Annotated in this window: 12 protein-coding genes; 2 read left to right on the top strand and 10 right to left on the bottom strand. The window is 51.5% G+C overall.

What is annotated here, in order from left to right; all coding sequences use genetic code 11:
* Nucleotides 1-65: 65 nt before the first annotated feature.
* The 4 genes from KQJ23_RS05060 to KQJ23_RS05045 form a co-directional block, all read right to left on the bottom strand.
* Nucleotides 66-1,364: an S-layer homology domain-containing protein gene (locus KQJ23_RS05060; RefSeq protein WP_216477594.1), complete on the bottom strand. Its 1,299-nt coding sequence runs from the start codon at nucleotides 1,362-1,364 to the stop codon at nucleotides 66-68.
* Nucleotides 1,365-1,770: 406 nt separating this feature from the next.
* Nucleotides 1,771-2,544 (bottom strand): protein-glutamine gamma-glutamyltransferase, encoded by a 774-nt coding sequence (locus KQJ23_RS05055; protein WP_216477593.1) that lies wholly within the window; start codon nucleotides 2,542-2,544, stop codon nucleotides 1,771-1,773.
* A gap of 148 nt (nucleotides 2,545-2,692) precedes the next feature.
* Complete coding sequence (locus tag KQJ23_RS05050) at nucleotides 2,693-4,447, bottom strand: ABC transporter ATP-binding protein (protein ID WP_216477592.1); 1,755 nt, start codon at nucleotides 4,445-4,447, stop codon at nucleotides 2,693-2,695.
* The gene (locus KQJ23_RS05045; protein WP_216477591.1) at nucleotides 4,444-6,189 is read right to left on the bottom strand and encodes an ABC transporter ATP-binding protein; all 1,746 of its coding nucleotides are present in this window, start codon (nucleotides 6,187-6,189) and stop codon (nucleotides 4,444-4,446) included. Before KQJ23_RS05045 ends, KQJ23_RS05050 begins: the two co-directional genes overlap by 4 nt.
* Nucleotides 6,190-6,343: 154 nt before the next feature.
* On the opposite strand from KQJ23_RS05045, the gene KQJ23_RS05040 reads away from it, so the two are divergent.
* Nucleotides 6,344-7,216, top strand: a complete 873-nt coding sequence (locus KQJ23_RS05040; protein WP_216477590.1) for a LysR family transcriptional regulator — start codon at nucleotides 6,344-6,346, stop codon at nucleotides 7,214-7,216.
* 92 nt (nucleotides 7,217-7,308) lie between these two features.
* Here the strand turns inward: KQJ23_RS05040 and KQJ23_RS05035 are convergent, their stop codons facing one another.
* Together KQJ23_RS05035 and KQJ23_RS05030 are read right to left on the bottom strand one after the other, a co-directional pair.
* Nucleotides 7,309-8,304, bottom strand: a complete 996-nt coding sequence (locus tag KQJ23_RS05035; RefSeq protein ID WP_216477589.1) for a Gfo/Idh/MocA family protein — start codon at nucleotides 8,302-8,304, stop codon at nucleotides 7,309-7,311.
* Between the two features lie 53 nt (nucleotides 8,305-8,357).
* Nucleotides 8,358-9,347 (bottom strand): Gfo/Idh/MocA family protein, encoded by a 990-nt coding sequence (locus tag KQJ23_RS05030; RefSeq protein WP_216477588.1) that lies wholly within the window; start codon nucleotides 9,345-9,347, stop codon nucleotides 8,358-8,360.
* A gap of 167 nt (nucleotides 9,348-9,514) precedes the next feature.
* Here KQJ23_RS05030 and KQJ23_RS05025 point away from each other — a divergent pair, with 167 nt between their 5' ends.
* Nucleotides 9,515-10,030: a hypothetical protein gene (locus tag KQJ23_RS05025; RefSeq protein ID WP_216477587.1), complete on the top strand. Its 516-nt coding sequence runs from the start codon at nucleotides 9,515-9,517 to the stop codon at nucleotides 10,028-10,030.
* Nucleotides 10,031-10,113: 83 nt separating this feature from the next.
* Here the strand turns inward: KQJ23_RS05025 and KQJ23_RS05020 are convergent, their stop codons facing one another.
* Genes KQJ23_RS05020 through KQJ23_RS05005 form a run of 4 tightly spaced genes read right to left on the bottom strand, consistent with a single transcriptional unit; the run spans nucleotide 10,114 to nucleotide 16,016 of the window.
* Nucleotides 10,114-10,575: a RidA family protein gene (locus tag KQJ23_RS05020; RefSeq protein WP_216477586.1), complete on the bottom strand. Its 462-nt coding sequence runs from the start codon at nucleotides 10,573-10,575 to the stop codon at nucleotides 10,114-10,116.
* Between the two features lie 3 nt (nucleotides 10,576-10,578).
* Nucleotides 10,579-11,772 (bottom strand): M20 family metallopeptidase, encoded by a 1,194-nt coding sequence (locus KQJ23_RS05015; protein ID WP_249529504.1) that lies wholly within the window; start codon nucleotides 11,770-11,772, stop codon nucleotides 10,579-10,581.
* Nucleotides 11,773-11,797: 25 nt separating this feature from the next.
* On the bottom strand, nucleotides 11,798-12,889 hold the full coding sequence (locus KQJ23_RS05010; RefSeq protein WP_216477585.1) for an alanine racemase: 1,092 nt from the start codon (nucleotides 12,887-12,889) through the stop codon (nucleotides 11,798-11,800).
* Between the two features lie 16 nt (nucleotides 12,890-12,905).
* Nucleotides 12,906-16,016, bottom strand: coding sequence for a beta-galactosidase (locus tag KQJ23_RS05005; protein WP_216477584.1), 3,111 nt, complete (start codon nucleotides 16,014-16,016; stop codon nucleotides 12,906-12,908).
* Nucleotides 16,017-16,053: the final 37 nt, after the last annotated feature.

The following is a 16,053-nucleotide window of genomic DNA, read 5'->3' as shown; positions in this document are numbered from 1 at the left end:
ATTTTTCTCGGAAAAAGCGGCCGCCCCAGTCATTCAGACTATCCAGGGCAGCCTATTACCGTTGCTTATTTTGTGGCAGCGATCGAGAATACGGCCGTCTTGTTCTCGCTGTCCACCAGAAGATTAACGGTATATCCGCCAACCTCTGCCTGCTTGGAAGCGATCGGCCGGCCGGCTTCTACCTCCTCGCAAATGGAGTTGAACCAGCGATGGAAGGCAATCGCCTCATAAGTAAACAGCCGGTTGCCGAACAACTCGATGGCTTCCTTGTTACGGGCCAGTGTCCCCTCCCGCAGTCTGACCGTGATCCCATAGGTGTTATAAGCAGGATCAAGCCATAGCGCCACCTCTTCCTTAGCCGAAGCCGAATTGGCGCTCGCACCCAGATTGCCCATGGCAGAGGCATTGAGCACAGCTTGCTTCTCCTTATCATCCTTGAACAGCCGCAGTGTCGTATCCTGCAAATTATAGTTGGTTCCCCTCAGTTTGCCTGCCTCCACTAATGTATCGTACATGTCCAGCATCTTCTGATCCGGAAAGGCCACAATTTTGTAGCTCCCGGTGGATGCCGGCACAATACGCTGCAGTTGATCCTTCTCCGGCTTCATCGGAATCCGCTTAGATTTGTCCGTTAGACGCGTCAAAATAACCAATGCCTCTGCACGCGTTACATAACGGCCTACCCCAAAATTACCGTCAGGATATCCTTCCATAATTCCCTTGATCAGCGACTCTGCAATAAATCGCTGCATTCGTTCGTTGCCGCTGGTTAAATCCCCGTAATTACGGGCAACAGACAGGCTGAAATCTGCATCTTCCAGGTACTCTGTTTCCTGCAGTGTATAATAGATCAACTCCGCCACATTTTCCCGGGTCATGTTCGCCTGGAAGTCACTGTAGCGGCTCTTGTTTAAGAAATTCAAGTCGCTTGCAACATCAATATAAGGCTTCGCCCAATATCCGGTCATGGAAGGCTTGAAGTCAAAATAACGGTAGTCCTGCTTAAGGATGGTTCTATTCTCTTCGGTCAACGAATCTAGAAAGCTGCTGCGCCAGCTTCGCTCCTGGTTGGGGTGCTGCTCGCTGAACGAGAGAATCAGCATTTTGACAAATTGGTCGACCTTAACCGGTTCTGTCGGTCTGAAGCTGCCATCAGGGTACCCGTCAAGAATCCCCTGGCTTACCATAGCTTCGATCTCCGGGCGGGCCCAATGGGTAGCCGTATCTTTAAATACAGCCTGTACGCCATCGGCCGATACGCTGCGAACCCCAGCCCCGCTGCCCAAGCCTGCAAGCAAGCAAAGACATACTACTGCCTGTATAACAGGTAAGAGCCTGCGCTTTTGAATGGTTTTGCTTTCCATGTATAATGCCTCCTGAACAATGAATAGCAGCGCATTTAGAGAAGTTGAACTATTGAATTTTACGTTTTGAGGGCAACGTGAGAAGTGTGCTTACGATCGCTGTTGTTCGCGGATTTCTCTATTGAACTAAGATATTATAAGGTAGAAATCCATTCACAAAGGCGAACGCTTACGCTTTATGCTTCCGAAGTAGCTTTCTTACAGAAAGCTTGTAACACTTCACACTTATGCCCTTTCTACGTAGTTTAGATAGTTCAACTTATATAGATACTACGGCATGCCGCTATTATCCAGAAAACCATAACTGCTTCGGCTTGTGAATAGGCCCCGCGTCGGCTTATATACACCCTAATGACCTAGCATTTCAGAAAAAAAGCCTGGGCCGACCGAACAACATCGTTCGATCTCACCCAAGCACAAAGACCTGTCCGCCAATTCTCGCTACACCGGACTTTAGCCTGTAAGTATAAGCATAATCCAGAACCTCATACTGCTCCAGCAGATATGCCGGAGTGAGGCTTCCCGGTCTCCTGCGCATATTAAGTATGCGTAGAATCTCCTCGGGGCGGCGGATACCGAGTCCATGGGCATAGTATAAGCCGCCAGGAAGCTGGATCGCATTTTCTCCCCGCCATTCGGGATTGGTCGGATTGAAATCCGGATTGTTGAAATAGCGGACATCACCCGGATAAGACGTGCCTGTCGTCCTAGATATAATCCTCAAGTCACTGTCATACTGCCAGTCATAAAGTACCAGTCCGCCAAAATAAGTGTTAAAGGATGCTTCGCCAATCGCTCCGAGCACAGCTTTGTACAGCACAATAACCATTGCCGTTGCGCACTCGAAGGCATAGAGGCGGCCGTTTCGGAAAATGTCAGTGATTCCTTCTGCCGGCGTCACGCCGCTTCGCAGCCGGAAAGCCCCGTTAGGCTGAAGCTGCCAGTAGCGTTCATTACAGTAGGATCCCTCGAAGGTGGCAAAGCTGGCACCGCTGTTATTCAAATCTTTTGCCGCCTCTATAATCCTGCTTCTGGTCGTCAGTTCGAATTCCAGCACCGCAAGGGATTCATATGCATACGTTTCCGGGCTAAGCTGCATCTGCCGCAATATATCCCTCTCCATCATGGTTAGATTTAAGGTATGCAGTTGGGAAGCCTCTCCCGGAGGAAGTTGGATCATCCTCATTCTCCCTTCCTGGTTTGTAAGAAGTGCATTTACATTACTATACTCCAGGAAGGTATGTCCGGTGACATTCACCTATATGAGGTTGCTCAAAAAGTCAGCTTTTGATCACGAAGCCATTCAGGAAGATCATTCGATAATTCATTTATCGCGAACCCTCTGCTTCCCCAGTGAACTGGCTGTTATACAGTTCTGCATAATAGCCGCCGCGGGATAACAATTCATCATGGCTGCCGCTCTCTACGACATCTCCATCCTTCATGTACAGGATGACATCCGATTCACGGATCGTGGACAACCGATGGGCGATGACGAAGCTGGTTCTTCCCTGCATCATCCGCTGAAATGCTTGCTGGATACGAATTTCAGTCAACGTATCAATACTACTCGTGGCCTCGTCAAGAATAAGCATGGGCGGATCGACCAGCATGACCCTTGCTATGGTAAGCAGCTGTTTTTGCCCCTGAGACAGTTGATCTCCGGTCCCGCTAATGACTGTATCGTATCCATTTGGCAGCCTCATGATAAAGGAGTGAGCATTCGCCGACTTTGCAGCGGCTATTACTTCGGTCTCGGCGGCCCCGGGCTTACCGTAAGCAATGTTGTCACGAACCGTACCGCTCTTCAGCCAGGTATCCTGAAGCACCATTCCGAAGGCACGTCTGAGACTGTCGCGTGTCATCGTCTTGATGTTCACTCCCCCGATTAGAATCTCCCCGCCGTCAACATCGTAAAAGCGCATCAACAGGTTGACCAGCGTTGTCTTACCTGCACCCGTCTTCCCGACGATTGCAATTCTGGTTCCTGGAGGCACCGTCAGATTCAAATCTGAAATCAAGGGCCGGTCCTGCTGATAAGCGAATCGGACATGACGGAATTCGATCGTCTCCTGCTTGTGGGACAAGATCGCGGAACGGGATGAGTCAGGCGTCTCTGCATGTTCATCCAGCACTTTAAATACCCGCTGCGCCGAAGCTGTAGCTGCCTGAAGCTGCGAAATAACTCCTGTGACCTCGTTGAACGGCTTCGCGAACAAATTGGCGTAGATCAAGAAGCTGGACAAATCCCCGACCGTAATTCTCACTGCAATGACCATCAAGCTTCCGACAGTCGCGATGACAGAAAAGGTAATATTGTTCACGAGTCTTGTGGAAGGATTGGAAATCGAGCTGATAAATTGCGACTTAACCCCTGTCTCATACAGGCGCCGATTCATATCCGAAAACTGCTCATAGCTGCGTTCTTCGTACCGGAAGGCTTGAACGATCTTCTGCCCGCCGATCATTTCTTCTGCATAGCCGTTCAATTCCCCTACAATCTTGGCCTGATCGCGGAACAGCTGCTGTGAGCTTCTTGTAATGTAGCGGGCTACATAATAAGAAGCCGGAGCGGATAACAGAACAGCCAAGGTCATGATCGGGCTCGTGTACAGCATGAGAACAATTGAACCCGCTATTGTTACGACCCCTGTGAGCAGTGTTGAGAAGCCCTGCAATAATCCATCGGAGATCGCATCCATATCGTTGACAAACCGGCTTATACTGTCTCCTTGCGGATGATTATCATGATAGGTAAGCGGCAGATTGTTCAGACGATCATACATTTCCTCACGCATGGAGTTGACCGTCTGATAAGCCAGCCGGTTCGTCAGATAAGCAAGCAGCCAGCTGAACAGACTGCCCAGCGCATATATAATCGCTAGCCAGCTCAGCAAGCGGAACACAATATCGAATTCCACCGCTCCCTGCCCGAGCATCCGGTCAATGGCTTTACCGATCAAGAGCGGTCCGGCCAAGCTTGCCAGTACGCTGATCAAGGCGCTGAGCGCTGAGCCGAGAAGCAGGAGTCTATAGGCTGCCATGTATTTGAAAATTCTTAACCACGTTGACTTCATGTTCATCCCTGAACGCCCTCCTCTTCCGACAGCTGTGAACGGCAAATCTCGCGATAAGGCTCACAATGCTTCAGCAATTCCTCATGGGTGCCGATTCCCGCAATTCTGCCTTCTTCCAGCACGATGATCCGGTCTGCATGAAGTACAGTGCTTACACGTTGTGTGACCAGAAGCATCGTCGTATCGGCATGATATTGTCTGATGGAACGGCGAAGAGCCGCCTCAGTCGCATAGTCCAATGCACTGGAGGAATCATCAAGAATCAGAATCTCTGAACGGGCCAAAAGCGCCCGGGCGATCGTAATCCGCTGCTTCTGTCCTCCCGACAGGTTCAGACCGCCTCGAGCCACTCGGGTCTGGTACCCCTCCGGCAGCTTGTTGATAAACTCCTCGGCCTGGGCTGCGCGTGCAGCCTCCGCGACCTCTTGGTCTCCGGCATGCTCATTGCTCCAGCGGATGTTATCAGCCACTGTTCCGGTGAAGAGAATCGCCTTTTGGGGAACCAAGGCAACCTTGCTCCGCAGCTTCTCCAACGAGTAATCCTTCACATTAATGCCTTCCACATAGACAGCACCCTGTCCGGCATCGTAGAACCTTGGAATCAAATGAATAAGGGAGGACTTTCCCGACCCGGTACCCCCGATAATCCCGATTGTTTCCCCACGATGAACCTTAAAGGAGATCTCCTTCAAGGCCGGATCGCCAGTCGAGCTGTATCCGAAGCCGACATGATCGAACTCGACTAGCGGGGTGTCCGTCTCCGCGGCAGTCGAATTCTCCTTGTCCGCCGAACCATCAATAATCGTCGGATAGGTATCAAGCAGTTCATTGACCCGTGCTGCTGACGAAGCTGCTTTTGTAAAGATAATAATCAAGTTAGAGACCACGATAAGCGCAAGTAAAATCTGGGTTACGTAATTTATAAAGGCGATAATTTCACCGGAGGACAGACTGCCCTGATTAATATGAACTCCGCCCGCCCATAGAATAGCAATGATAGCCGCATTCACCACCAGCATCGTCAATGGACTTAGCAGAGCCGAGATGCGTCCCACCCGAATAGCCGTAACCGTGATATCATCGGAGGCTTCCTTGAAGCGGCCTTGCTCTTCCCTTCTCTTGGCAAAGGCGCGAATCACTCTTACCCCTCCCAGGCTCTCACTCAGCACAAGCACAAGCTTGTCGAGCTTCTTCTGGTACAGACGGTACATAGGCGCGGATTTGGCAATAATCAGATATAATACAATTCCAAAAATCGGTGTGGCCGCAAGCAGGATAAGGGATAAACGAAAATCAAGAATCATCGCCATGATAATCGCCCCGATACAAATGAACGGCGCACGGATCACCAGCCGAATCAGCATCGCTACCGCCACTTGCAGTTGGTTGACATCATTGGTTACCCGATTGATTAGCGAAGGCGTACCAAAGCGTTCCAAATCCGCGAAGGACAGCGAGGAGACATGACGGAACAGCCGGTTGCGCAAGGTAGTACCGAACCCTTGTGAGGCTCTTGCTGCGTAGTATTGGCAAATTAAAGAGCTTCCGTAACCAAGGAGCGTCATCGCCAGCATCAGCACGCCCATTTTAAGAACATAACTGCTGTCCCGGTTGCCAATTCCGTGATTAACGGTTAGCGCCACGATGGTGGGCAGCAGCAGCTCCAGAATAGCCTCCAGCAGCTTGAACAGGGGACCGAGAATCGTTTCTTTCTTATACGGTTTCAGAAATACAGCAAGTTTGAACAAAGCTGAATCACCATCTCTTATTCAATATTGTCGCCGGCGTATTGACTTTCTTTCCGTGCCAAATATGATTATGACATACCCTGTGACATAGTTAAAATATTGCTTTCATATCTCTGTCATACGTTTTCAATATATCAAAACGGGAGGGATAGCTATGGATATCAAGCAACTCAGGTACTTTCTGACCATCGCGGAGGAGGGACAAATTACAGCGGCAGCCAAGAAGCTCCGGATGGCCCAGCCTCCCCTCAGCCAGCAACTCAAGCTTCTGGAGGATGAGCTGGGAGTCAAGCTAGCCGAACGAGGCCCTCGAAGCATTCAGCTGACGGATGCGGGGGAGATGCTCCGGCGAAGAGCCCAACAGATGATCGATCTGGCGGACTCTACTGCGAGAGAGATCCGTGATATTTCCAAAGGGCTAAGCGGAACGCTGCAAATTGGAACCGTCTCTTCTTCGGGAGCGGCCTTGCTTACCGAGAGACTGATCGACTTCCTCCAGACCTATGAGGGGGTTAAATTCGAAATTCACGAAGGAAACACGTTCCACATTATTGATTTACTGCAGAGCGGTGTCATTGAGATCGGGATCGTCAGGACTCCCTTCCATGCCGGAGGTTTGAACTGGATCACGATGAAGCAGGAGCCGATGATCGCTGTGATGGCTCCGAGATTTGACTGGAATCCCGCGGCTGACAGCTGCGATATTCCAGACCTTCAGGGAAGGCCGCTCATCATTTATCGCCGATTCGAATCCCTGATTCGGGAAACCTGTGGGAAAGCCGGATTTGAACCGGAGCTGTTCTGCAAAAATGACGATGCCCGAACCACGCTCCAATGGGCCCATGCCGGACTGGGAATAGGGATTATTCCCGAATCTGCCCTGCGGCTATCCAATCACACCGGGCTTATCGTCAAGACGATCAATAGCGAGTACCTTCGGACCCAAATTGCCGCCATCTGGTCCAAGGAACGGTACTTGTCTTCCTTGGCCAAGCGGTTTATCGACAGCTTCAGCGAGCATGAATAGAACATTAGAGGAAGTGTTCAAAAAGTCTGCCTCTCAAAGTAAAGGCAAGAAGCATCTGCTTCTTGCCTTAATGTCTCTGCGGCTCCGCCACTTTATTCAAATGGATATTTAAGTCCCCACTGATCCCGAATTTCATCCATCAGCTTCATAATGCTCAATGATTCGTCCAGCGGGATCAACGGGCTCTCCTTTTCCCCTGTCAGCAAGCAGCGGCCCACTTCCTCCGCCTCAAATGCATATCCCTTCGACTCGCGTTCATCCGTTACCTTGATGTCCTCTTGCCCTGCAACCCGAAGCGTCGCCTCCCTGGCATTGATGAAGGAAGGAATATGGATCATCCCCTCTGTACCGAATATCCAGGCGTCGTTGTTAAGACCGAGACGGACTGCTCCGTTTAATGAAGCGGTTCGCCCTGCTCCAAAATCCAGTAACACAGAAAACTGCTCATCCACTCCTGTCTCCCCAATCCATGCAGTGCTGTTAACCGACTGCGGAGTAGCGCCAAATATCATGGAGGCAAGAGAGACCGGATAGATGCCCACATCCAGCAAAGCTCCTCCCCCAAGCTGCGGATTTAACAGCCTCCCCTCGGGATTCCAGTCGGTGCGGAAGCCAAAGTCTGCCTTCAGCATCCGTACTTCCCCGATCTTGCCTTCCTTTAGCCATGCTCTGACTTGAGAAATAACCGGTAAAAATCTTGTCCACATCGCTTCCATCAGGAATAATCCCCGGCTGCGGGCAGCATCTATAATTTCAGCCAGTTCACGGCTGTTCACCGTAATCGGCTTCTCACACAGTACGGCCTTCCCGGCGGCAAGCGCCAACAATACATGTTCTCGATGAAGCGGGTGGGGTGTTGCGACATAAATAGCATCCACATCAGGGTCTAAGACAAGCTCCTCGTAACTCCCATAGGCCTTGGCCAGTCCAAATTTTTCAGCGAAGCGTTCTGCACTTTCAAGCGTACGTGAGCCTGCGGCATATCCCACTCCGCTGACGGTATGGACAAGATCGCCAGTAAACTGCTCCGCGATCCAGCCGGTGCCCATGATTCCCCATTTCACTTTATTCTCAGAAGATTTGTCCATCCTCATCGCCTCCCGTAATTCGATTCTTTCTTCATTGTAAACGAGTAATGGGCTTATTCAAAGGGATACTTTAATCCCCACTGTGCTCTCAATGCGTCCAATAAGCGCATGACCTCCAACGACCAATTCGGTGCAAGCCACTCACATTCCTTCCTGCCTGCAAGCAGACTTCTCCCCACTTCGTCCGCTTCATATTCATAGCCCTTTCCCTGGCGCTCATCGCTATAATTCTCCACCTCTTGGCCCTCTTTGTAGAGGATAGCGGAAGGTGCTTTATTCATCGAGGGAAGGACAATACAGCCCTCCGTACCGTGAATGACTGCTTCATTTCGCATGCCAAGCGTGATCGATCCATGAAGGGAGGCAGATTTCCCTGAGTCGTAGGTCAATAAGGCGGAAAACTGCTCATCGACGCCGGTCTCCCCGATGGATGAAGTGCTCATGATTTGTGATGGCTGAGAGCCATAGATAGCAGTGGCTAGGGCCACAGGATATACGCCGACATCAAGCAACGCTCCCCCCGCTAATTCCGGATTGAGCAGCCGGCCTTCCGGCTCACCGTCCCCTACAAATCCGAACTCCGCCTGTACAAGTCTGACCTCACCGATTCTCCCTTCTGTTATCCATTCCAATGCCCGGCGCATCGGAGGCAAAAATAACATCCACATCGCCTCCATCAGAAACAGATCACGCGCTCTGGCTTCAGAGATCAGCACCTCAAGCTCCTGACGATTTACCGTAATCGGCTTTTCGCACAATACAGCCTTTCCGGCTCTAAGGCTATTCAGCGAGTTCTCCAGATGATACCGGTGCGGGGTTGCGATGTATACCACATCCACCTCCGGATCTTCGATCAGCTCTTTGTAACTCCCATAGGCCTTTGGTATATCGTAACGCGAGGCAAAATCCGCAGCCTTGCTCTTTTGCCGTGATCCTACCGCATAGGGAATCCCCGTGCTGGTGAATGCCAGATCTGTAACAAACTGCTCGGCAATCACGCCCGTGCCCATGATCCCCCATCTGACTTTCGAGCCTTTTACCATACAAGTTCCTCCCGTTCTTCGCAAAATTCTTCCGTTGATGTACTTGTACCCCAAATCGCTTGCTGTGAAGAACGAGAGGGCATTCCTTTGCTTCCCGCTTGGAGAATCATTATACTGATCATGGGAGCTGCTGGCTCCCTATCCATATCGCTGACCGGAGGCGGATTATGCTATCCTTTGAACAAAAATTAAACATATTGGACTCATTTCCTGAATTGGAGAAAAAAACGGTGTCTCTTGGACGGGTTAATTATCATTTTGAGGGAAGTGTGCAAGAGAAGAAGACTGTCGGCTATCACCTGCATCCTAATGGCAACGGATTTATCTATGCCGGATTGCTGAAGGGATACGATAAAGATGCTAAAGGCTATGTGAACATTCGCGAGTTCTCGGAGTCCCAGCTGCGAGGTCTTGTTCATGAGTCCATTCTTTCGCTGACTGCAAATGATGAAGTTCCAGTTGAACCTTTGCCTTCAGCCCCTTCTTCAATCATTAAACCCTCCCCAGGCGGAGGCAATTGGGTGAACGAGGACGGACAGGTGCTTACCTTAAAATATGAGGATGATATCTGGTACATTTATTCCGGCATTCAACTGGAGATGGCCTTTGAGACCCGTGAGGAAGCTGGAATCTACCTGGAAGAGGAAGGGTTTCAGCCTTTCAAGGGTATACCCTCCCTTTAACCATTTTAAATTAGGTATAGGGATACAAAAAACGGCCGGCCCCAGATGATCTGTCGGGTCCAGCCGTTTTCCATTTGTTAGTCTCATTCCAACTCCACAATAAGTTCAATTTCCACTGGCGTATCAAAAGGTAGTTCATTGGCTGAAATAGCAGATCGAGCGTGCTTCCCTTTTTCTCCAAATACCTCTACCAGCAATTCCGAAGCACCGTTAATCACATAAGGCTGCTCTACGAACCCGGCGGATGAATTGACAAATGCCAGCATTTTTACAACCTGCTTGACCCGATCCAGTTCACCTACCTGCTCCTTGAGCACGGAAAGGATATTAATCATCACCTGACGCGCTGCATCGTAGCCCTCTTCTATGGTCAGATCCAGGCCGAGCTTTCCTTTATACTTTAATACCCCGTCTTTACGGCAATCACAACCTGAGGTGTAGACTAATTTGCCCGTGGTTTTAGCAGGCACATATTGGGCTACCGGCACCGGAACCTTCTCCAGCACGATTCCTAATTCCTCCAGCTTTTCTTCTACTTTTCCCATGTGTTAAGCTCCCTTCAAAATAGGTTTCATTGAAAAGTCGATCAGGACTCGACAAGCCTGTTCTACCTCCGCTAATTCGACCCACTCGTCCTCCGTATGGGCCTGGGCAATGTTGCCCGGTCCAAACACAACTGCTGGGATGCCGACACGGGCCAGTTTACTGGCATCACTGCCGTAAGCTGCTCCCAGCAGCCCCGCTCCGGAACGGTGTTCCCGAGCTGCGGCAAGCAATGATTGAACAAACGGCATTTCTTCGGGCGTATCCAAGGCAAAATCAATGATAAACGGCTCCGGCACGCTGAGCTGTAGACCTGGCTCACGCTCGGCAAGTGTATGCAGCCTCAGCTTCATGTTTTCAAACACCTCCAGCGGCTCTTCCCCCGGCACGGTCCGTCTGTCCAGAGTTAGGCGGCACAATTCCGGCACCGTATTCGGCGCCACCCCCCCTTGAATCATGCTGATGCAATGGGTAGGCGGACCGACAAGTCGGTGCTCCAGGCCGGGATAGTCCTCCCGCTCTATGGCCTGAAGCTCCGAAATAACCATACAGGCCCGCTCAACTGCGTTATCTGCAAGAGCCGGGTTGGAGCTGTGTCCAGCCTTGCCATGCACATCGATATAGAAACGTACACAGCCCTTGTGAGCTGTAATGATATCAAGACCCGTCGGCTCTCCTACGATAGCGCCGACATAACGCGCACTCTCTCCTGCAACAGATTCCGCAAATGCGGACACACCTCGGTAATGGACTTCTTCGTCTACTACCGCCGCTAAGCAGACCGAGATCGGCGGGGTCAGACCAGCCTTTTTCAAGGTTTCAAGTGCAACCAACATAGCCGCAAGCGAAGCTTTAGTATCACAGGCGCCTCGCCCATATAGCCTTCCGCCGTGCACCTCTCCAGCAAATGGTGGTATAGTCATGCCCTCCACCTGAACCGTGTCCATGTGAGCCTCCAATAGCAGCCGTCTGCTGACATCCGCTCCAGGCAATACCCCGATTACATTACTTCTCCCCTGCTCCACAGGCTGATAGAAAGAATCCAGGCCGAGATGATGTAAAAACTTCTTCACATAAGCCGCCACACCGTCTTCTCCATGTCCGCCGGGAAATCCCGGATTAACGCTAGGGATTTGTACCAGTTCCCGCAGCACCTCCACTAAGCGTTCTGGCTGCAACAATGCCGAATACGAACTCATCTTATTCCCCTCCGGTCTGGTCTGTTTAGTAGCTGCAGCCTCTGGCATCAATAGAAATGACTTCAGCGGCCTCCCCTTTCCTTACCCCCTGAATCTCATTGCAAAGATTGGGAATCACACAGGAATGGTTCGGGATAATCTCAATTCTGTCACCGACAGCAAGATGCTCCTTTGCCGGATCAAATGCTAGGAAGCCATGCTCCTCATTGAGACCAGAAATTTCAATTCCCGGTCTGCCCACCACAATGCCATAGCCGGAGCGCCCATGCGCCTTGTCACTCGTCAACGTCTTGGTGCCTGCATCCATCGTAGCTAACCCTGGCAACGGTACGCTGATCACCGTAGCTAACACCCGCAATGCACAATCGGACTCAGCAGCGAGTCCCATGCCAACACCGCTGGCGTCGAAGAAGATATAATTCCCGGCGCGCACTTCCGTAACGCCCTGAAGCAGATCACAAAATAGAGCTGACGGGGTCGAGCCACTGCTGACGATGTCGACCGGTACATCGTAGGCCTTCATACGCGTAACCGTCTCTTTAAGCAAGGCTGCTTCAGCGGTTACCGCGTCACTAAATCCCTGACGGGTGGTATTTTTGTAAATCGTTCCTGCATAGTTCATAACTCCCTTAACTTCGAGACCCTCCATCGCATGCACCGTCTTGGCAAACGATGCCGCATCTTCCCCGGGCTGGCGTCCGCCGCGGTGCAGTCCTCCGTCCACCTCCACCAGGACGCGCACCGGCTTTCCACTCTCCAGCCCAACACGAGCCAGGCCCTCAGCACCGCTTAGACTATCAACGGTCGTCAGAAGCTCGGCACGCCCATGAAGCTGGGCAAATCGCTTCAAGTTCACTTCTCCAATAATAGAGTAGGCAATCAGAATATTGCTGATGCCGGCATCTACAAACACCTCCGCCTCGGAGAGCTTGGAGGCCGTGATGCCTGTCGCACCTGCTGCAAGCTGCTTGCGGGCCAGCAAAACAGACTTTGAAGACTTGATATGCGGACGATGGCTAATGCCGTGTTCTTTCAGCCGCTTGGCCATCGCCGCTATATTGCGTTCCACGATATCCAAATCAATGATCGGTTGAGGTGTAATCCAGCCCTCATACATAGGTCTCTCCCCTTCTTCAAATCAGGTTCTCTACCAGCACGTTGCGGTAGGAAGCTGTGATGCTCCCCTTTTCATCCGTGGCAAACAGCACCGAACGCTCCTGCTCGAGCTTGAAGCGATAGCTTGCTCCGTTTGCCGGATTCTCTACTTTAATAGTGGCATCACGCCCGTATTCAGAAACGAACACAAACAGAAACCCCTTGGCAAAGCGCTGCAACGATCCATACACTCCCGGCAAGTTCCCGCCCTCCAGCCAGCGCAGCTTGCCCTTTACTCCTGCCAAGGTCATAGCCTCGGCATACAATGCCGCAACTCCTTCAGAGCGTTCTCCTAGCTCAATCGGCAACGGACACCAGACCAGCTGTCCCTGACCAAGCTTGAAGACATTTGCTTCAGCCGACATTCCCTCCCAGCCGGAGACAACCTCCGCTGATACTTCACCGATCCTCTTTTGTCCAAATGAAATAGGGTAGGTCCGCCCTTGAATAAGCAATTCCTCTTCCCGTCGAACATTGGTCAGCCTGCGAGGACCCGTCACTTGAGTCAGTCGATTCGTGGGCTTCCAGTAGGCATCCAGCCCCAGTGGCCCCGTAAAGAGCAGCACGCCCCCATGCAGGCTGGTATGGCTGATCAGCCGATTCAAGGCTTCATCACTGAAATTGTGCGGGCTAGGTACGATAATCAGCTTGGGAGGAAAAGCCTCCAGAGCATCCAGTTGATACTCCCCAAGTCCCCGGAATGGAACCTTCAATTCATAGCCCAGCACCCTGGCTGTCTTGGCCGTCGCTTCGCAAGCAAAGCGGCGGTTGGAGAAGTCATTGCTATACGGAAAGATGACTGCAATATCTTCCAGTTCTCTGTCCTCGAATAGTTCGGAAATCTCCTTCATAAAATCTCCGAAGTCATAAGAGACGTCAGCCTCCGGCTTCTCTGTCCCGTCCGCACGCAAGGCACCGATATTGGATTCATTCACATTGTTCATGAAGTAATTAGTATTCCAGAGCCACTGAACGGCCCCTGCTCCACCGGTTGCAAATGAGTAGGCATATTTGCGCTCCAGGATATTCCTCAGCTCGCTCTCGCTTCGCTTCGCCCGGTTGTCCGGCATCTCCAGATACATGATACCCGTCTCCTGAACAAGCAGCGGACGATCCGGAGCTTTGGAAAATACGCTGTCCCAAACAAGTTGATCGTTCAGCCACCAAGTATGCACTGTGGTGTAATCCGTCTCTGCCGCATAGAAAAATGGCGATGGACGGGGCCCCCGGCCAAGTGCTTCATCCTGGCCAACTGTGACCAAATGGCCTGGGACCGTTCTGGCCAATGCTTGCTTCATTTCTGAAATCCAGCGATTATGCATCTCCATCGTAAACAATGTAAAATCGATCCAGCGATTGTTCTTGCGCGGCAGCCTCATATTTTCGATGTCAAAGCTGATTTCCTCCGGCTCCGGCAATTCAGCTCTGGAAAAGTCCGAAAGCTCATCCGGCGTCATGTTCCAGCGATCCTGCAGCGCCCCGATCTGCTCATGGCGATGCTCCAGCCACTCTACGAAGGCGGCACGCTCAAACCGGTCGCCGATCCGGCGCGGCCCGGTAAAAATCCGGCTAGGATCAAACATGGAGGGCTCGTTAATAAAATCCCAATTGATATTCGTAGTCTCACGATGTCTGGAAGCAATGCTTAGCACAAAACGCTTTTGCGCTTCAATGCTGCGGGGATCAAGGTAAGGATTTTCTCCCTCCCAAGCCTCCGGTGTAAAAGCAAAAAAGGTAAACGTCACCTCCAGCTCCCAATGCTTGGCAGTTAGAATAAACGCATCAATGGCGCGAAGCACTTCTTCGGAGACATGTCCATCTGCAAACATCACATTGCGCCAGGCTGTCCATAGTCCCGTGCGGATCCAGTTAATGCCCGCGCGCTTCATTACTGCCATATCCCGATGCCAAACATCAGGATTCGGTAGGAAGACAAATTTGCGCGAAATATCAGAGGTCATGTATGTCATCCCGACCACCGGAAATGGCTCTCCATTTTTCTGGAAGTAATCTCTTCCCTTAGTTAGCGGAGCGCCTTCTCGCAGCAGCTTGGCATCCCAGCCCCAAAATCCTTGGCGTAGAATGCGCCGTTCCCCCAAAGAGGAAACCGCTTCTGCCTTTATCTGATATAAACCAGGCTCTACCTCAAACGGAGCCTGAACAAATTCAAAAGAAAGGTCAGGAGTTGCCTCTAGCCCTAGCTCTGTAGACCAGATAGCCTCTTGCTCGCCCTCTCGCCTTACAACGATGTGGAATTGCCACTCGATCGCTCCATCGAGGTCTTCCCATTCTTTTTTTCGTATCCGCTGCAGCTGCAGCCGCAGCCCGGGGCGTTCACCTTGACGATAGGATGCATAGGTCGGTTTCAACCACATTTCGGTTACGCCCGCCGCACAAAAGTCTGCCCATTCATCCAGTGCCGCCAAGCCCTCCTCCGTCCAGAAGCCGCTGTCTACTTGTTGATTGATCCATATCCAGCGGCCGCCAGCAAACTCTCCGTTTGTATGCTCCAGCAAAATAGCGGGAGCAGCAACCTCACGACTTGTGGCAGAAATTCCTTTCAGCAACGGATAAATCCGCGCGTCCATAGGACCATTGGAGCCGCTCTCAGCCGGAATATCCCGACTCTTGGACACATGTAGCACCAGTCCATAGGTAGGCGATATCTTGAACAATCGTTCTTTGCCCGCAAACAACGGGATCTCTTCACATGCCTGCAGCCGTTCTATCGGAGCCGGGTCTACAGCAAGTGCCTCATGAATCAGCAGCTGCTGATGGTAGGCTGTCATCTCTCCTAGCTCGGTCCATACTCCATCCTGCTTCTCAACCGGAATCTTGAAGGGAGCCCCGCCCAAGCCCACCAGGCCGCCTCCCCTGCGCAGAAAAGCAAGCAGCGCAGGCCAGGCGTCTTTTGGAAAATAAGGACCATGAAGATAGACAAGGCAGGATAATTGATCGTCTTCTAAGGCTGCTTTCAATTCGCTTGTATCTATCAGCTTCAGCTGCCTGGACAATTGGCTCACAGCCTCTGGCTGCGGCCGTTCTCCGGGATAAGGAAATTGCGGATCGTAAAAGATTAGCTGTTTCATGCTTCCTCCTTTAATTCATGCTCCACCTCCCGCTTTC

This window comes from Paenibacillus brevis (assembly GCF_018919145.1).
In the GTDB taxonomy this organism is placed as follows: domain Bacteria; phylum Bacillota; class Bacilli; order Paenibacillales; family Paenibacillaceae; genus Fontibacillus; species Fontibacillus brevis.
This window is presented reverse-complemented; position numbering and strand designations above follow the sequence as displayed.